Source organism: Enterobacter sp. CM29 (assembly GCF_013179605.1).
Taxonomy (GTDB): Bacteria; Pseudomonadota; Gammaproteobacteria; order Enterobacterales; family Enterobacteriaceae; genus Enterobacter; species Enterobacter intestinihominis.
The window spans coordinates 1-17885 of sequence record NZ_JABMCU010000087.1 but is presented as its reverse complement, the minus strand read 5'-3'; the positions used below and the strand labels follow the sequence as shown (position 1 = coordinate 17885).

13 protein-coding genes and 1 pseudogene are annotated in these 17885 nt (G+C 53.6%); 6 read left to right on the top strand and 8 right to left on the bottom strand.

The genetic code is table 11. The features are described from left to right. The 3 genes from HP459_RS12575 to HP459_RS12565 form a co-directional block, all read left to right on the top strand. On the top strand, nucleotides 1-595 hold a 595-nt coding region (locus tag HP459_RS12575), incomplete at its 5' end, for a molecular chaperone (RefSeq protein WP_171936274.1). Between the two features lie 42 nt (nucleotides 596-637). Further along, nucleotides 638-3187, top strand: coding sequence for a fimbria/pilus outer membrane usher protein (locus tag HP459_RS12570; protein WP_052952465.1), 2550 nt, complete (start codon nucleotides 638-640; stop codon nucleotides 3185-3187). Between the two features lie 34 nt (nucleotides 3188-3221). Next, complete coding sequence (locus tag HP459_RS12565) at nucleotides 3222-4487, top strand: fimbrial protein (RefSeq protein WP_045308665.1); 1266 nt, start codon at nucleotides 3222-3224, stop codon at nucleotides 4485-4487. A gap of 127 nt (nucleotides 4488-4614) precedes the next feature. On the opposite strand, the gene HP459_RS12560 is transcribed toward HP459_RS12565, so the two are convergent. Next, on the bottom strand, nucleotides 4615-4875 hold the full coding sequence (locus HP459_RS12560) for a DUF2534 family protein (protein WP_006811332.1): 261 nt from the start codon (nucleotides 4873-4875) through the stop codon (nucleotides 4615-4617). Between the two features lie 202 nt (nucleotides 4876-5077). On the opposite strand from HP459_RS12560, the gene eco reads away from it, so the two are divergent. Further along, a complete protein-coding gene (eco, locus tag HP459_RS12555; protein WP_032622478.1) occupies nucleotides 5078-5587 on the top strand; it encodes a serine protease inhibitor ecotin in 510 nt (169 codons plus the stop codon). Nucleotides 5588-5721: 134 nt separating this feature from the next. On the opposite strand, the gene mqo is transcribed toward eco, so the two are convergent. Continuing rightward, nucleotides 5722-7371 carry a malate dehydrogenase (quinone) gene (gene mqo / locus HP459_RS12550; RefSeq protein WP_171936276.1) on the bottom strand — a complete coding sequence of 550 codons (1650 nt, stop codon included), beginning with the start codon at nucleotides 7369-7371 and terminating at the stop codon, nucleotides 5722-5724. Nucleotides 7372-7558: 187 nt separating this feature from the next. Here mqo and HP459_RS12545 point away from each other — a divergent pair, with 187 nt between their 5' ends. After that, a complete protein-coding gene (locus tag HP459_RS12545; protein ID WP_171936275.1) occupies nucleotides 7559-8854 on the top strand; it encodes a SulP family inorganic anion transporter in 1296 nt (431 codons plus the stop codon). Here HP459_RS12545 and mgtE read toward each other — a convergent pair. The 6 genes from mgtE to HP459_RS12515 all read right to left on the bottom strand — a co-directional run bounded on the left by mgtE (nucleotide 8817) and on the right by HP459_RS12515 (nucleotide 16156). Next, entirely contained in the window at nucleotides 8817-10253 is a 1437-nt protein-coding gene (gene mgtE, locus HP459_RS12540; RefSeq protein WP_006811337.1) for a magnesium transporter, read from the bottom strand. The two genes, HP459_RS12545 and mgtE, sit on opposite strands and share 38 nt — an antisense overlap. A 140-nt stretch (nucleotides 10254-10393) precedes the next feature. Beyond that, on the bottom strand, nucleotides 10394-12037 hold the full coding sequence (locus tag HP459_RS12535; RefSeq protein WP_003859392.1) for a multidrug ABC transporter permease/ATP-binding protein: 1644 nt from the start codon (nucleotides 12035-12037) through the stop codon (nucleotides 10394-10396). 76 nt (nucleotides 12038-12113) lie between these two features. Further along, nucleotides 12114-12764, bottom strand: a complete 651-nt coding sequence (gene alkB, locus HP459_RS12530) for a DNA oxidative demethylase AlkB (RefSeq protein WP_063150346.1) — start codon at nucleotides 12762-12764, stop codon at nucleotides 12114-12116. Further along, a complete protein-coding gene (ada, locus tag HP459_RS12525) occupies nucleotides 12764-13822 on the bottom strand; it encodes a bifunctional DNA-binding transcriptional regulator/O6-methylguanine-DNA methyltransferase Ada (protein ID WP_023300604.1) in 1059 nt (352 codons plus the stop codon). Before ada ends, alkB begins: the two co-directional genes overlap by 1 nt. 72 nt (nucleotides 13823-13894) lie before the next feature. After that, nucleotides 13895-14950, bottom strand: coding sequence for an FAD:protein FMN transferase ApbE (apbE, locus tag HP459_RS12520; protein ID WP_023300605.1), 1056 nt, complete (start codon nucleotides 14948-14950; stop codon nucleotides 13895-13897). A 114-nt stretch (nucleotides 14951-15064) separates the two neighbouring features. Further along, nucleotides 15065-16156 (bottom strand): porin OmpC, encoded by a 1092-nt coding sequence (locus HP459_RS12515; RefSeq protein ID WP_023306624.1) that lies wholly within the window; start codon nucleotides 16154-16156, stop codon nucleotides 15065-15067. A gap of 745 nt (nucleotides 16157-16901) precedes the next feature. Between HP459_RS12515 and HP459_RS12510 the strand changes: the two are divergent. Beyond that, nucleotides 16902-17885: pseudogene (locus HP459_RS12510) on the top strand (phosphotransferase RcsD); the annotation flags it as partial.

Here is a 17885-nt window from a genome sequence, read left to right as displayed (position 1 = left end):
GAAAGATAAAGAAGTCTCGCTCAAAATGACGAATAACGGAAAATCACCAGTATTAATTCAGTCCTGGATTGATTCTGGCGAACGCGAGTCCCGTCCAGACACCGCGCAAGCGCCCTTTACCCTAACTCCGCCTATCAACCGCGTTAATCCCGGAAAAGGTCAGTCGTTGCGGATACGTTATACCGGTGAGTCGCTACCTACCGATAAAGAATCCGTCTTCTATCTTAACGTGCTGGAAATCCCTGCAAAGGTGAATAACACAGAAGGTAAGAGCATGCTGCAAATGGCATTCCGCTCCCGCCTGAAAGTTTTCTTCCGTCCGGCCGGTTTAGCGATAAATGCAAGCGATGCACAACAGCAGGTTAAATGGTCTCGACTGGGCACCACCGTCACCGCCACCAATCCTACACCTTACTTTATCAACGTGGCTTATTTTGCAGCAGATCGCGAAGGAAAAGTGAGCCTTGGCAACGGCGGGATGATAGCACCAGGTGGGACAAAAGCCTTTACGCTCAGTCGCAATACAGGAAATTACTACCCATTCATTATCAATGATTACGGCGCCATGCGTCTCATTGAGATCGAGAAAAAGTAGTGCCACAAAACAGATTATAAAGCGTAGTTACAGGAAGATATTATGGAACGGAACCTTAATTTTAAGATTAACGGCACGCTAAAGCTTTGTCCGTTAGCGATTGCTATTGCTACGGTCTTTTTTCCTGTCGCTTATGGTGCTGATACTTCTTATGCTGAATTTAATACCCATTTTATTAACCCGGATAGCAAAAACCGTATTGATATTACCCGCTTTCAGGAAGATGCACCTGTGCCGGGGAAATATAACGTTAATGTCATCATCAATGATATTAGCATGGGTCAGTATGACCTCCAGGTATCCGATGGTTCAGATGTGACTGCGGAAGGGGAAATATGTCTTTCAAAGAAGACCTTAATTAACCTGGAGCTGGATACCGGAAAGCTTTCAGATGCATCGCTGAAATTACTGAATAATGCGGATGATGAAGAGTATCTGCCCGTTGAGAAGATCCTGCCCGAAGCAAACGTTGAGCTAGATACTGGTGAGCATACGTTAACTTTGTCTGTTGCCGATATTTATCTGATTAAACGTCCACGAGGCTATGTTAACCCGGCCCTGTGGGATGAAGGTATTAACGCCGGCATCCTGAATTACAACACCAATTTTTATCGCAACGTAACGCATAGTACGCAAAGCGACGCGTTTTATGCCGGTATTAACAGCGGTCTGAATATCATGGGGTGGCATTTTCGTCATAATGGCAGCCTGAGTTGGCAGGATAATGTAGGCCGTCACTACCAATCACTCGATACCTACGTTCAGCGCCACATTCCAGCGTTAAGCAGCCAGCTTACTCTCGGAGATGCTCACACCACTGGCGAACAATTCGATACGCTTGCCTTTCGCGGTATTCAACTGGCGAATGCTGAGCAAATGTTACCTAACTCTCAACGTGGCTATGCGCCGTTAATTACGGGCATCGCCAGAACCAATGCCAAGGTGAAAGTGATGCAGCAGAACCGCCTGCTGTATGAGACTACCGTCGCGCCTGGGGCTTTTGAAATTAACGATCTCTACCCCACCGGCTATGGTGGTGAACTTGAAGTTATCATTGAAGAAGCTGATGGTTCCGTGCAGCGTCAGAGCGTGCCGTTCGCCTCAACCAGTAATCTTCTGCGTCCAGGCATTACCCATTACAGCGCAACTCTCGGTGCGCTTCGTAAAGGCTGGGTAGAGGATGAACCGCTTCTTGCTGAATTTACCTGGCGACGGGGGATTTCCAATCGGTTCACGGCCTATACCGGCATTCAGGGTAATGAAGATTATCAAGCGGGGCAGATGGGACTTGCGTTGGGCACCACTGTGGGGGCTTTCTCATTTGATGTGACTCACGCCAGAACGGCGCTATCAAAGGAATATGACTCATTTGGCCGAACGATGTCTGGTGAAAGCTACCAGCTGAAATACAGCCATATGATCCAGCAGACTGGCAGTAATATCAGCGTCGCGGCCTATCGCTTCTCTACCGAAGGTTATTTGGATTATATGTCTGCCATGCAACTGCGTGAGGCGATGGCTCACAATGTCAGACTGGATGGGCTGTACCGTCCCAAAAACCGACTAGGAATGACGGCAAACCAACGACTACCGGATGGCTGGGGTAATGTTTACGCCAGTCTCTATCAACAGGACTATTGGAATCAACATGGGAGCGACCGTCAATACCAGTTTGGCTATAACAACCACATCGGCAGGTTCAACTACAGTTTGAGCGCCAGTCGTAACCGCAACGGCGAAGGCGATTATGAGACTCGCTATATGCTAAGCATGAGCATTCCCTTCTCTGGTGAGAATCTGTTTAGCCAAATGTCGGTCAACCTTAACCGGGATAATGACGGTCGAATGCGTGAGCAAATCGGGCTGAGCGGCACCGCGCTGGAAAGTAATGCGCTCAGCTATAGCCTGAGCGCTGCCCATGCGAATAAAGGCAGTTCCACTAGCGGAGCCTTTAACAGCTCGTTGCGCACTCCGGTAAGTACTATTCAGGCCGGTGCGGGCAAGGGCAAAAATTATCACAACTTTTCTCTGGGCATGAATGGTACCGCCGTGCTGCACAGCGGTGGCATTACTCTTTCACCTTATAGCGCCGATACAGTCGCGCTGGTGGAAGCGAAAGGGGCGAAAGGGGCTGCCGTAAGCAGTTATCCCGGCGTGAGTATTGACCGTTTTGGCTATGCCTTAGTGCCCTATCTTAACGCCTGGCAGATGAACGAAGTGAACCTCGATCCGAAAGGCTTACCCGACGATATAGAGCTGAACATGACCAGTCAAAAAGTGGCACCTTACAGCGGCGCCGTGGTTAAGCTCAGCTATGGCACTACCATGGGTACACCAGTGTTGATAGTGCTGGATGACGAGTCTCGCGTACCGTTCGGCGCAGATGTATTCGACAGCAACCATAACATTGTTGGTGTGGTCGGCCAGGGACGACGCATTTTTGCCCGTCTGCCTGAGCAAAGCGGACAGCTGAACGTGCAATGGGGCAAAAATCCGCATCAGAGGTGTCTGCTTAATTACCAATTACCGAACCGTCATAAAGCAAAAAGTGGCGACATTCTTACCCTAAATGGCCGCTGCGTTTCGCAGTGACTTATGCCGCTATGAATCGATTCAGGATAAAACCATGAGTAAGCAACACCGATTTTTACGAAAAATAAGTGCTATGAGTTCAATACTCAGTATCGCCCTGTTCTACTGCACATCGGCCAAGGCGTTGGTGACATGTTCTAGCGTCCAGGTGAACAACATCAGCGTACCGGAGGCACCTGACTTCAGGAACTTCAGTATTCCGATCCTCGGCAGCGGTATTACGGTCAGTGCCCTTCGCGATCTGCCTGTAGGCGAAGAGTTATTTCAGCAACATATCGCACGCGCACCCGCAATCTATCAGCCAATGCGCTACATGGATTGTACCTCTGACTCGACCGGTGCAAGTACCTTCTCCATCACGTCGAAAGTAGAATTTGAAGGAGGGCCGCCTGCTACCGTCACTACGATTAATGGCAGAAAAGTTTACGAAACGGGCATTCAAGGTATAGGTTATAGCCTGACCCATGGCACTAGTATCACCACGGCTGTTGATCTTCCGAGGACGATGGAAACGGTGCTGAGCACTGAAGTAGCTTTTGGCGGAATAGCACAACAACTAAGCAATAGCTATTTGTATTTTCGTCTGATTAAAACTGGTGATATACCCGCCGGGACATGGACTGTTCCCATCAATATCCCTGCAATCATTACGTGGTCTGAACCCGGGCAAAATATGGCAGCAAACTTTAATCTTAACAGCGATCGCATCACTATCTCTGGCTCAATAAATGTTGTCGCAGGAAGCTGTCAGACACCGGATGTTAACGTACAATTGGGCGAGTATGAAATAACAGATGAGATGCAAAGAACTAGCTGGCACTCACCGTGGAAGGAATTCAACATTCAGCTTATTAACTGCCCGGTGATCGCTGGGCGTTACAATGATAAAAGCGCAAACTGGGCGGGGGAAGGGAGTAGCAATACCTATGTGAATGATCCTGACTATCCGGGCGTCATCGCGTATCGACTGGATCCGGTCGGTGAGACAGGATTTACCCCTGTGGGCGAAAGATGTTTGAAAACCGATCCTGCCGCTAATGGTGCTGAAGGCATTTGTATCCATATAGACGATCCAGCGATAGAAAATGGAATCTATACGAACGCGCTTGACAACTCCTGGCATAACTGGCGTGGCAAAGCGTTTTTAAATCAGTATTACATAGGCAGTGATGCCACCAGTTATACCATACCCCTCAGAGCACGCTACTCCCGTCTTAGGTCCGTCTCCGGAAGCACCGTGGTTCCGCTGAAGGCCGGTCCCGCTAATGCTGCTGCGGAATTCACAATCTTCTATGAATAAATGACCAAAACATCCTACGCTGCCAGAAAGGCAGCACAGGGATGTGCACACTAACAACAAAATAATACACAAAAAAACCAGCCGCTTATGGCTGGTTTTTTATTGCCTGTCTTCGCATGCACTATGCTTAGTGCTTCTCACGCCCACCGAGAAAGAAAATCCCCAGCGGAATCGCCAGCAGGACGGTGAACACCAGACTGTAAACAAAGATCATCGCTGATTGCAGGACAAACATGCTGGTTGTCCACGCAGAGAGCGGGATGTTGTACTGCTCGATCACGCCGACAATGGTTGCTCGCCCCACGCATGCAGCAGCAATCATAAACACAACCAGTAACGCCAGCAGGAACTTGCGGCCTTCAGGTGTCTTCAGTTTTTCCCGTACCATCTCTTCTCCCTTTACAGATGAATAACAATAATTAACGCGTAAAATAACACGATCTCTGCACCGACTCCACCACAGCATTAAACACCAATAAAAGAGCATAAAGGCAGTGCTTTACTCCGTTTAAAATGAAAATGTGAGTAAATTACGCCAACCATTCACATACATTATGTTAGTCTTTCCGGGATCGTTTTAACAAAAAGGAATGACAGTGAAAAACGCACCTAAATTTGCCATCGCCCTTATCGCCGCTGCGTGCGCGAGCACCAGCGCTTTCGCCAGCGAAACCCCAAAAGAGCAGCCGCTGGAAAAAGTTGCCCCGTATCCGCAAGCGGACAAAGGGATGAAGCGCCAGGTTATTCAGCTCCCGGCTCAGCAGAATGAAGGGAATTTCAAAGTCGAGCTGTTAATCGGCCAGACGCTGGAAGTGGACTGCAACCAGCATCGTCTGGGCGGCCAACTGGAAAGCAAAACACTGGAAGGCTGGGGTTATGACTACTATGTCTTCGACAAAGTAACCTCGCCAGTCTCCACCATGATGGCGTGCCCGGACGGCAAGAAAGAGAAGAAATTTATCACCGCCTATCTGGGTGATAACAGTCTGCTGCGCTATAACAGCAAGCTGCCGATTGTCGTATATACGCCGGAAAACGTGGATGTGAAATATCGCGTATGGAAGGCGGACGAGACTGTCGGGCAAGCGGTAGTACGTTAAAAATAAGTCGGGTGGCGCTCACGCTTACCCGACCTGGAAAGGGTGCGTTCTTGTGCCCTCACGCCAACCCTCTCCCGGTGGGAGAGGGAGAAAACACGAAAAACGGTAACGGATGTTACCGTTTTGCGTTTAGCTTACAGCGCGATATCCGCCACCGGCTTGCTTTCCGCCTGCGGCTTCAGCTCTGCCTGTGGCGCAGCATCCGCAGCCTGCGGTTTGACGTATTGCAGTTGCAGAACGCGGCTGGTGTATTCCAGCTCTTGTTCCGTGGCGTCAACGTTACCGTTCAGCTTCGTACCGTAGGATGGAATAATGGTTTTCAGCTTCGCCTGCCATTCCGGGCTGGATACTTTGTCCTTAAACACTTTTTCCATCAGGTGTAGCATGATTGGCGCAGCGGTAGACGCCCCCGGGGATGCTCCCAGCAGCGCGGCAATAGTGCCATCCTTATCGCTTACTACTTCGGTACCCAGACGCAGCACACCGCCCTCTTTCGGATCGCGTTTGATGATCTGCACGCGCTGACCCGCCTGCCACAGACGCCAGTCTTCTTTCTTCGCCTGCGGATAGTACTCTTTCAGCGCCTCGAAGCGTTCTTCATCAGAGAGCATCACCTGGCTAATCAGGTATTTCACCAGATCGAAGTTATCCAGTCCCACGTCCATCATTGGCTTGACGTTTGACGTCGTGGTCGCGCTCAGCAGATCCCACAGGGAACCGTTTTTCAGGAACTTGGTAGAGAATGTAGCGAACGGCCCGAACAGCACCACGCGCTTACCGTCCAGCATACGGGTGTCGATATGGGGAACGGACATCGGTGGCGCACCAACAGAAGCCTGACCGTACACTTTAGCCAGATGACGGTTAACCACTTCAGGGTTTTCCGACACCAGGAACTGGCCGCCAACCGGGAAGCCGGCGTAGTCGTCCGCTTCCGGAATACCGGACTCCTGCAACAGTTTCAGCGCCGCGCCGCCAGCACCGATAAACACGAACTTCGCCTTAATCACATGCTCGGCTTCGTTGTTTTTCAGATCGGCAACGGTCACGCTCCAGCTGTTATCCGCGTTGCGCTTGAAACCACGCACTTCGGAGCTGAGTTGCAGGTTAAAGTTCTCTTTTTTCTTCAGAGAGGCCACCAGCTGACGGGTGATTTCACCGTAGTTAACGTCAGTACCAATTTCAGTGCGGGTCGCCGCCACTTTCTGGTTCGGATCGCGGCCTTCCATAACCAGCGGCGCCCACTCTTTGATTTGAGCGTGATCTTCAGAGTATTTCATCCCGCGGAACAGCGTGCTCTGTTGCAGGGCTGCGTAGCGCGCGCGCAGGAAGTTGACGTTTTGATCGCCCCACACAAAGCTCATGTGCGGAACGGTGTTGATGAAGGAGTGCGGATTGTGCAACACACCGCTGTTCACCTGGTGAGACCAGAACTGACGTGAGATCTGGAACGCTTCGTTGATCTCTACCGCCTTCTCGATACTAATGGAACCGTCCTTTTTCTGCGGCGTATAGTTCAGTTCCATAAGTGCCGAGTGCCCCGTCCCGGCGTTATTCCAGCCGTTAGAGCTTTCCTGCGCCACGCCATCAAGGCGCTCGACCATGGTCATGGACCAGTTCGGCTCTAATTCCTGAAGATATGTGCCCAGCGTGGCGCTCATGATGCCGCCACCAATTAAAAGGACATCCGTTTCCTGCTCTTTTGGTGCGTCAGCCTTCGCCGCCAGCGAGACGGCGTTCAGCCCCACGGCCAGAGAAAAGAGCACGGCAGTCATTTTTTTCATCATTTATGCCTTAGTTGAATAGTGCTTGATGCGTAGAAATTACAGGTGAAACACGCTGCGGTGGCACGGTAGCAACTTTTAAATATTGTTTAAAGGTTACGAAATTATTGTAATTGTGAAATTTAATGATGGATTGTTTGTAGGGTTTTGGCATACAGGCTGGCACCCGACGATTTTCCTGGCTATGATGCTGCACTTTGTGATCGCGCGCACGGAAGCCTGCCCCTACCAGCGAATTGTTATGTCATTACCTCACTCGTCTGTACCCCAAGAAGGCCATGTCGCCACCGTTTTACGTTCGCCTCAACGTCTGATGCGCGAAACCCTGGCCGGCGTGATTACCGCGCTGGCGCTGATCCCGGAAGTGATTTCGTTTTCCGTGGTCGCGGGCGTGGATCCGAAAGTGAGCCTTATCGCCTCCGTGGTGCTCTGTTTCGCCCTTTCCCTGCTCGGCGGGCGTCCGGCCATGGTGACGGCGGCGGCCGGTTCCGTCGCGCTGGTGATTGGCCCGATGGTCCATCAACACGGCGTACAGTACATTCTGCCCGCGGTGGTGATGGCTGGCGTGATTCAGATCCTGTTCGGCGCGCTGGGAATGGCGCGGCTGATGCGCTTTATTCCCCAGTCGGTGATGACCGGGTTTGTTAACGCCCTTGGCATTTTGATTTTCTTTGCCCAGGTGCCCCATTTCTGGAGCCGAAGCCCGCTGATAGTGGGCCTGTTCGTGCTGACGCTGCTGATTGTGCTGTGGGTGCCACGCTATATTAAAAGCGTACCCTCCCCGCTGATTGCCATTGTGCTGCTGACTTTGTTCACCGTCACCAGCGGGCAAATCCTGCCGACGGTAGGGGATGAAGGCTCCATGAGCGGCGGTTTGCCGGGCTTTACGCAACTGCTGGTGCCGCTCAATCTGGAAACCCTGAGCATTATCTGGCCGTGTGCGCTAAGTATCGCTTTTGTTGGCCTGCTGGAATCCTTGCTGACGGCAAAACTGGTGGATGAACTGACCGTTACCCCTTCAAGCAAGCGCCGCGAGAGCATCGGTCTGGGCGTGGGGAATATTATGGCCGGGTTCTACGGCGGCATTGCGGGCTGCGCGATGATTGGGCAGACCATCGTTAACGTTGAGATGGGGAAAGGCAGAAGCCGTATCTCCACCCTTGCGGCGGGTATCGTACTGCTTGTGCTGGTTACGGCGCTCAGTGAGGTGATGGCCAAAATCCCGATGGCGGTACTGGCGGGTATTATGGCCATTGTGGCCTTCAAGACCTTTAGCTGGCATAGCGTTCAGCCCGGAACGCTGAAAAACGCGCCGGTGGCTGAAACCGTCGTGATGCTGGTGACGGTTGTGGCAACGGTTTCCACCGGCAACCTGGCGATTGGCGTGCTGGGCGGGATTGTGATGATGTTCATCCTCCCTGCCCGACTTAAGCAAAAAGCACTGGCTACAGAAGAAAAATCGTCGCCAGTCCAAGAAAAATAAAGAAACCGCCGGTATCGGTAATGGCGGTGATCATTACGCTCGACCCCACCGCGGGGTCGCGCCCCAGCCGGGTCATCGTTAATGGGATAATCACGCCCATCATCGCCGCCACCAGCAGGTTCAGCACCATCGCCAGCATCATGACCCCGCCCAGCGCCATATCATCGTACAGCCACCAGGTAATGCCGCCCATGATGCCGCCCCAGACCAGGCCGTTAATCAGCGCGACGCCCATCTCCCTGAAAATCAGCCACGAAAAATTACCCGGCTGAATGTTTTCCAGCGCCAGGGCGCGAACGATCATGGTGATAGTCTGGTTGCCGGTGTTCCCGCCGATCCCCGCCACAATCGGCATCAACGACGCCAGGGCCACCAGCTGGGAAATGGTATGTTCGAAGCCGTCAATAACGCGGGACGCCACGAACGCGGTGCATAAATTGATGGCGAGCCACGCCCAGCGGGTTTTGACGGCCTTGCCGACGGAGGCATGAACATCGTCTTCGGCACTGATACCGCCAAGGGCACGCAGGTCGTTATCGGTCTCTTCATAGACCACGTCAACGATCTCATCAATGGTCAGACGCCCCATCAGCTTGCCCACCGAATCCACCACCGCCGCGCTCACCAGGTCATCACGTTCGAAGGTACGCGCCGCTTTTTCGGCATCGTCTTCCGGCGAGAAGACCATCGGCTCGGTTTCCATGACCTCACTTACCCGCTGCTGGGTGCTGTTCAGCAGGATCGTTTTCAGCTCCAGCTCCCCGAGCAGGGTTTTATCCCGCGAGGTGACGAACAGTTTATCGGTGTTGTCCGGCATACTGCCCAGGCGACGAAGATAGCGCTGCACCGTACCCAGGGTGACGTCCGGACGCACGGTGATGACGCCAAACTCCATGATCGCGCCGACGCTGTTTTTCTCGTAGTGCATCACCTGACGCACGCGCGCCCGCTCCTCGGCAGGCAGGGAAGCCAGCAGGCGTCCGGTCAGGTTGCGCGGAAGATGCTGAACGAGGTAAATCTGCTCATCGATATCCAGCGTTTGCAGGGCGTCAAGAATGTCCCGATCGCTCATCTCATCGATAAGGTCATCCCAGACGTTTTCCGAGGCTTCAAGCAGCACCTGACCGCGCTCGTGATCCTGCACCAGCCGCCACAGGGCGTGGCGCTCCTCGGAAGGCAATGCCTCCAGGGTGTCCGCCAGATCCGGAGGCGGTAAATGTGCAACCAGCGCACCTACCTCAGCAATATCGTCGGCCAGCGTGCCGACATCATATTGCTCAGCCAGGGTTAGCTTACCCAATAACGTTGACGTGACCGCTTTATCGGTCGTCAGGAGCCAGATGAGCCGCGCACGCTCCTGGTCACGCTGCCTGGCGCTGTTTTTCTTTAATACCGACATCAATCATAAATCCATTAAATGAGTTGGCGTTAAGCATAGCGCGGGGATATGTAAATAAGAATAAACGGCGGGTCGGGATGGAGAAAAAAACGGCATATATGAAAAATGAGTGTGCCGGGGGCCACCCGGCACAATTGCAATCAGGCCGTGCGCGCCACCGCGTCCCGTGACGCCGCATCGCGCTCATCGCCGGTCAGCTCGCTCAGTTTGCCGTCGCGCATCTCCAGCAGACGGTCGGCGTGAATGAAGTAGTGATCGTCATGGCTGATGGCAAAAATGGTTTTCCCCATCGCCTGCATCAGCGGCAGCAGGACCTGATAAAACTCGCGACGGAAGTGCGGGTCCTGATCGGCGGCCCATTCATCCAGCAGGATGATGTCGCGCTCTTCGGCCAGCGCCAGCAGCAGCGCCACGCGCTTCTTCTGCCCTTTCGACAGCTTGAGATTCAGGATTTTGCCATCCTGTAGCTCCAGCTTGTGTGACATTTGCAGATGCGCAAGCCACTTCTCCACCAGCGCCGGATCCGCCTGCTGCCCTTCCGGGCCCAGCAGCCGGTCGAACAGCCAGACGTCGGTAAATACCGCCGAGAAGAGCTTGCGGTAGTCCTCCGGTTTCTCCGCGCTCAGCGCTTTACCATCCAGCAAAATTTCGCCTGACTGCGGCTGGTAGAGGCCCGTCAGCAGCATCGCCAGCGTGGATTTGCCGCTGCCGTTACCGCCGATCAGGAACAGCAGTTCGCCGCGGTGAATGGTCAGATTTATCGGCCCCACGGAGAAGGCGTTATCCTGATAACGGAAGGTCACGTTACGCAGCTCAAGCGTTTGCCAGTTCGGGAAGGCCTGCGGGCGCGGGAACTCAGCCTTAAACGGCGCAAGGTCGAACTTCTTCAGCTTGTTGAAGGCCACCTGTGCGCTCAGCAGCGTCGGCAGTGCGCCAACGGCCGACAGCAGCGGCGTGCGTAAAAACAGCAGCGTCAGGGAGTACGTTGCCGCCACGTTGGTATCCGCCCACCCCAGGCTGTTCGCCATCCAGAACACCAGGCCAATGGCACCCAGCATCATGATGTTGGACCAGTTCACGGCACTCAGGTGGAACGTATCGGCGCGAATAATGTGATGACGATATTCGTGCGCATCCGGGATATAGAGATGGTTGAAGATATGTTCGGCGCGCTCGCGGTTCAGCGTCAGCTCTTTGCGCCCTTCCAGCACTGTCTGATAATCGTTATAGAGCTTGTCTTCCGTTTCGCGCAGCACCGCCATGTGCTTATAGACGCGTGATACCAGCAGGAACCCGCCCCAGATGGTAATAACAATCCACAGTGCCGTTACCGCCAGCATTTTGCTGGAGAGCCAGGCGAGATAGGCTGCCGAGCCAAAGGTCAGGATGATCCCCTGCACCAGCTCCGGCAGGCGCACAAAGGCGATGGTAATGGCGCGCACATCGCTGGTCAGCCCCGCCAGCAGAGAAGCACTTCCCAGCTGTTCGATGCGTTCCACTTGAGTATCAAGGATCCGTTTGATGAACTCGCTGCGCAGACGGAAAACGAAGTGGTGGCCGAGCGCGGTCAGCGCCAGCTGTGACCCGAGCGTGACTGCCATCAGCAGCAGCAGTAAACCCAGAAATTCCGGCAGGACGGAGAGTGACGTGTCGACCATTTCGATCAAACGCACGTTAATGAAGGCAATCAGGCCGATCCCCAGCGCCGCGCTGGCAAGGCTTAGCGCCATCACCGCGATAAAAGGCCAGCGATACTGCCGCCAGACAAGAAGAAGTAGTTGCATGCAGAGCAATCCGGACAAGAAAAATCAGCCAGCAGTGTAAACTGCCTTTCACACACATCAAGAATAATTCTTATTTTTATTCTCTGTACGCTGCCTGGCGGAACGTGAGGTTGTAGCGAAACGCCCCCGCCACCGGGTGATCGCCTGGTTTAAGTGGCTGAATACCGTGATAAAAAAGCCGTGATTCACCGCCCCAGACCACCACATCGCCATGCTCCAGCATCAGCCGTTTAAGCGGGTCGTTGCGCCGCAGGCCGCCAAACTGAAAGACAGCGGGCAGCCCAAGGGATACCGAGACAATCGGCGCGCGCAGGTCAGGCTCGTCCTTATCCTGATGCAGGGAGAGCTTTGCCCCGACGGCATAGCGGTTGATCAGACAGGCATCGGGACGAAAATCAGGATAGCCGGCCGCGACGGCGGCATCGTGACACAGCGCCTGAAACGCCTCCGGCATCGGCGGCCACGGCCTATCCGTCAGCGGGTCGTTCGCGGCATATACATAGCCCCGCTCATTCGTCGCCCATCCCAGTTCGCCGCAGTTGGTCATCGCCACGGACATGGTATACCCGCCCGGCGTGACCATATGGCGAAACGGCGAACGGGCGGTGACGGTATCAATACCGTCGAACAGCGCCGCCGCGCGGGAAAGCGCAAAACGTCTCAGGATCGTCGCCCCCGGCGCGAGCGGCTCCTGCCAGGGTTCAGCATCAGCAAAAAGATCGAGCATTATCCCTCCGGGTTGTTCGCCTCACGTTTCAACAATAGCACCTTACGCGCTGCGCCCCAGCGATAACCCGACAGCGCACCGTCGTTACGCACCACGCGGTGACAGGGGATAACTATCGCCAGTTTGTTGGCTCCGCAGGCCCCCGCCACGGCACGTACGGCATTGGGTTTACCAATGGCCTTCGCCACCTGCTGATAGCTTGCCGTTTCACCGCAGGGGATAGCCCGCAGCGCCTGCCAGACCTGCTGCTGGAAGGCGGTACCCCGGATATCCAGCGGCAGCGTCAACGGCGTCGCGCGGCTGTCGACAGAGGCAATCACCTGACGAACACGCCCGGCAAATGCGCCTTCCATCGGTTCGCGGACGGCAAGCGGAAACAGTGACAGCAGCTCAGCCGTCAGCCCGGCGTCGTCATCACCCAGCAGTATTGCGCAGATCCCGCGCTCGCTTTCCGCCACCAGACAGTGGCCCAGCGAGCAGTCGCTGATGGCATAGCGGACCGCAGCCTCTCCGTTACGGTACTGTTTCGCCGTCATGCCCAGCGCGCCGTTGGCTTTACGGTAGTAGCTGCTGCCGTCCGGGAAGCCAGCGGCCAGTACGGCGTCGGTGATTTTACCGCCCTGTGCAAGCAGGCTACGCAGGCGTTGTTCACGCGCGGCCTGCTGCCATGCTTTCGGCGTCATGCCGGTGACGGATTTAAACAAGCGGTGGAAATGGAACGGACTCATGCCAACCTGCTGCGCCAGTGCCTCCAGGTTCAGCGCGGCATCCTGCTCAAGCAGTCGGCAGGCCAGCGCAACGTTGGCCTTTTTCTGCGCCATAGGGTCGACCTGGTCCGGCCTACAGCGCTTACAGGGGCGGAAACCCGCCTGCGCGGCCTGGTGAGCATCAGGATAAAAGCAGACATTTTTACGCAGCGCGTGGCGGGCACGGCAGGACGGACGACAATAAATGCCGGTCGTCTGCACGGCAAAGACAAACTGGTTATCCGCACGCGGATCGCGGGCCAGAACAGCCTGCCAGCGATCCTCATCGGTAAGATAGGTTGTGTTTTTCATCATCGGCTCCTCTTACAAGCATACGCTCAGCTTGCCTGAACGCCACCGAACAAAAACCCGCAACCTTGCTTTTTAATTTTTTTCGCTCACCAGGAAGCTGTTGAACTGCGGTGAACTCCAGGTTTTAAACCCGTCAGCCTCTTTGGTGATCATATAGACGGCCAGCCCTTCCTGACGCACCACCTCTTTGGCCTTCTCCGTGCCGAGCACCATCAATCCGGTATCCCAGGCGTCGGCTTCCAGCGCAGTTGGCGCTATCACCGTCACGGACACCAGGTTGTGGGTAATCGGGCGTCCGGTTTGCGGATCAATCACATGCGAGATACGTTTGCCATCCAGCTCGTAATAGTTGCGGTAGCTTCCGGAGGTGCTGATACCGTGCCCGTTGATGTCGACAATCGCCTGCACCGCGTTCTGCTGATCGGTTGGTTTTTGGATGGCCACTCGCCACGGCCTGCCGCTGGCGTTCATGCCCCGGCTGACGAGCGCGCCCCCGACGGAAACCAGATAACGGGGAATACCTTCCTGCGCCATCAGGGCCGCGAGATGATCCGCAGCATACCCCTCGCCTACCGTGGAGAGATCCACAAACAGGTCGGGAATGTCTTTTTGCAGGTATTGCTGACCGTACTGGGAGATCACCGCCAGATGCTGTAACCCTGTACGCGCGCGGGCGTCGTCGATGGCGGCTTGATCGGGTGTGGTCACCGGCTGCTTGTTGGGGCCAAATCCCCACAGGTTCACCAGCGGCCCAACGGTCACATCCATTGCGCCGTTGGTTTTGTAGCCCACGCGCATGGCTTCCGTGACGATATCGGCCATTGCTTCGCTCACCGGCCACAGCGAGGTGCTGCTGGAGCGATTGAAACGCATCAGCGCTGAGTCATTTTTATAGGTAGAGAGTAGCTGATCGTCGGCATCCAGCTGCGCCTGAATTTTACCGCGTAGTTCTTCAGCGCGGGACTTATCAATATCCATCACGCTGACGCGCCAGAAGGTCCCCATGGTTTTCCCTTCCAGCACCGTCGCGGCGGGTGCGTCGATTTTTGCGGGCTGTGTAGAAGAGTCACACGCGGTCAGGAGTAAAAAAGTCGCCAGAACGCTGGCGCGTAAAAAAGTCATATCCATTGGTTATTATCCTCATGCCAGGGCGGCAAGAGTACACTAAAACAGCGTATTTGTAAGACCCTAAAAAAGCATGAAAAAAGGGGCCTGATGGCCCCTTTGTCGCTGTATGAGCAATTAGAACTGGTAAACCAGACCCAGCGCGACGATATCGTCAGTACCGATACCTGTCTGACGGGTGAAGTCATTTTCATCCAGCAGATTGATTTTGTAATCAACATAGGTGGACATGTTTTTGTTGAAGTAGTAAGTCGCACCCACGTCAACATACTTCAGGATATCCTGATCGCCATAGTTTTCGATGTCTTTACCTTTAGACTGCAGGTAAGCCACGGATGGACGCAGGCCGAAGTCGAACTGATACTGAGCAACCACTTCGAAGTTCTGTGCTTTGTTAGCCCAGCCCTGATCGCCAACGCGGGTCGCGTTGTAAGTCTGAGTATACTGTGCAGCCAGGTAGATGTTGTTCGCGTCGTATTTCAGACCACCGGTGTAGGTCTCTGCGCGATCGCCTTCACCGTAGTAGCCCGCAGCGTTCTGGTCAGCAGTACGTTTAGAACTGGTGACTGCCGTACCGAGTGCGAAGCCTTCGCCCAGATCGTAAGTCAGAGAGCCGCCGTAGCCGTCACCGTTCTGACGCAGCGCGTCACGACCGTTGTTGGTCTGGCCTTCGCCGCTTGGGCTGCCGTTTTTACCCTGGTACTGCAACGCGAAGTTCAGACCATCAACCAGACCGAAGAAGTCCTGGTTACGGTAGGTCGCGAAGCCGTTACCACGCTGCTGCATGAAGTTGTCAGAACCGTAGGTATCGCCGCCGAACTCCGGCAGAACGTCGGTCCAGGAAGTCACATCGTAAACAACGCCGTAGTTACGACCGTAGTCGAATGAACCCGCATCAGCGAATTTCAGACCTGCGAACGCCACACGCGTCCATGAGTTGTTTTCGTTCTCACCAGAGTTACCCTGGATCTGGTATTCCCACTGGCCGTAACCGGTCAGCTGGTCGTTAACCTGAGTTTCGCCTTTGAAGCCCAGACGCATGTAGGTCTGGTCGCCGTCTGCACTGTCGTCATCAGAGAAATAGTGCAGGCCATCCACTTTACCGTACAGATCTAATTTGTTGCCGTCTTTGTTATAAATTTCAGCCGCATTTGCTGCGCCTGCCACCAGCAGAGCTGGTACCAGGAGGGACAGTACTTTAACTTTCATTTTATTAACCCTCTGTTATATGCCTTATTATTTACCACTGCTTACTGGTCAACCCTCTTAACCAGTCGGCAAGTTCATTCTCCTCAAAAATGCAGAATAATCCAACAGGAATATGATACGAAAACTTTGAAGATGTTTCACTTTACCATCAAGATGTTTCAATATGTAAATTTCAAGGAACTTTCACAAAGCATCAAAAGTTTAAAAATATAGCACGGATAATCAAAACAAAAATATATCCTATAAAATTCAAAAGACTAACTTAAAAAAGAGTACAGCACTGAATGACAAAAAAATTCCCGTCAACACCACTAAAATAACCCTCGCTATCATCATTAACTTTATTTATTACCGTCATTCAGTTCTGAATGTCTGTTTATCCCTAATTGAACCGGATGCTCCGCATTCGGTTTTTTTTTACCTTTCTTTACGTCAGCAGACATTTTATGTGCTACCCGTCTGTAATGATAACGACTATTAACTAAATCCATCGCCCGGCGTTTACAGATTTTCATTTTCACTTTCAAAATTAATTTCTTGTTAATTCGTGCTATTTTACTGCCGTTGTAACAGCATATTTGTACATTTCACTGGGTTTTGTACATCTTTCACACGGATGACGTTGAAGCGGGTTGCGACAGATAAAAAGTCAAGGTCATACCGATAACGACGCTGGAAATTCAGTTATTACCCTTTATACTGCCCTATCCCATTACCGCGCGGCCATTACGGGTTAAACACATCGATGAGTCAGACTGAAACTACCGCCCCGAGCAAATTCTCCCTTCTACCGGGCAGCATCACCCGTTTCTTTCTTCTGTTGATCGTTGTGCTGTTAGTCACAATGGGAGTGATGGTTCAGAGCGCCGTGAATACCTGGCTTAAAGATAAAAGCTATCAAATTGTCGATATCACCCATGCGGTGCATAAGCGCATTGATACGTGGCGCTACGCGACCTGGCAAATCTACGACAATATCGCCGCCGCACCTGCCACCTCATCAGGCGAAGGGTTGCAGGAAACGCGCCTTAAGCAGGATGTGTATTACCTTGAAAAACCGCAGCGTAAGACGGAAGCCCTGATTTTCGGCTCGCACGACAGCGCAACGCTTGAGATGACGCAGCGGATCTCCTCCTATCTGGACACCCTGTGGGGCGCCGAGACCGTACCGTGGTCCATGTATTACCTGAACGGTCAGGACAACAGCATGATCCTGATCTCGACCCTGCCGCTTAAGGATCTCTCGTCGGGCTTTAAAGAGACCACCGTTGGCAGCATTGTCGATTCCCGTCGGGCAGAAATGCTGCAACAGGCCAACGCGCTGGACGAGCGCGAAAGTTTCTCGTCATTACGCCGTCTTGCCTGGCAGAATGGCCACTACTTTACGCTGCGAACCACCTTTAACCAGCCGGGCCATCTGGCGACAGTGGTTGCCTTCGATCTGCCAATTAACGATCTTATCCCGCCGGATATGCCGCTGGACAGTTTCCGACTGGAGCCAGACAACAGCACCCAAAATATGCGCACGCCGTCGGATAAAGAAGGCCCGGACAGCGTAGCGATCTCATTTAATGGCTCGAAGATTGAGATTGCCTCATCGCTCAACTCAACCGGTATGCGGCTGGTGTGGCAGGTGCCTTTTGGCACCCTGATGCTTGATACCCTGCAAAACATTATGCTGCCGCTGCTGTTGAATATCGGCCTGCTGGCGCTGGCGCTGTTTGGCTAC

What these genes read in the sequence shown, in the direction of transcription:
- HP459_RS12570 (WP_052952465.1), top strand. Translation starts at nt 638, where the DNA reads ATGGAACGGAACCTTAATTTTAAGATTAACGGCACGCTAAAGCTTTGT.
- HP459_RS12565 (WP_045308665.1), top strand. Translation starts at nt 3,222, where the DNA reads ATGAGTAAGCAACACCGATTTTTACGAAAAATAAGTGCTATGAGTTCA.
- HP459_RS12560 (WP_006811332.1), bottom strand. Translation starts at nt 4,875, where the DNA reads ATGGTACGGGAAAAACTGAAGACACCTGAAGGCCGCAAGTTCCTGCTG.
- eco (WP_032622478.1), top strand. Translation starts at nt 5,078, where the DNA reads ATGACAGTGAAAAACGCACCTAAATTTGCCATCGCCCTTATCGCCGCT.
- mqo (WP_171936276.1), bottom strand. Translation starts at nt 7,371, where the DNA reads ATGAAAAAAATGACTGCCGTGCTCTTTTCTCTGGCCGTGGGGCTGAAC.
- HP459_RS12545 (WP_171936275.1), top strand. Translation starts at nt 7,559, where the DNA reads ATGCTGCACTTTGTGATCGCGCGCACGGAAGCCTGCCCCTACCAGCGA.
- mgtE (WP_006811337.1), bottom strand. Translation starts at nt 10,253, where the DNA reads ATGTCGGTATTAAAGAAAAACAGCGCCAGGCAGCGTGACCAGGAGCGT.
- HP459_RS12535 (WP_003859392.1), bottom strand. Translation starts at nt 12,037, where the DNA reads ATGCAACTACTTCTTCTTGTCTGGCGGCAGTATCGCTGGCCTTTTATC.
- alkB (WP_063150346.1), bottom strand. Translation starts at nt 12,764, where the DNA reads ATGCTCGATCTTTTTGCTGATGCTGAACCCTGGCAGGAGCCGCTCGCG.
- ada (WP_023300604.1), bottom strand. Translation starts at nt 13,822, where the DNA reads ATGAAAAACACAACCTATCTTACCGATGAGGATCGCTGGCAGGCTGTT.
- apbE (WP_023300605.1), bottom strand. Translation starts at nt 14,950, where the DNA reads ATGGATATGACTTTTTTACGCGCCAGCGTTCTGGCGACTTTTTTACTC.
- HP459_RS12515 (WP_023306624.1), bottom strand. Translation starts at nt 16,156, where the DNA reads ATGAAAGTTAAAGTACTGTCCCTCCTGGTACCAGCTCTGCTGGTGGCA.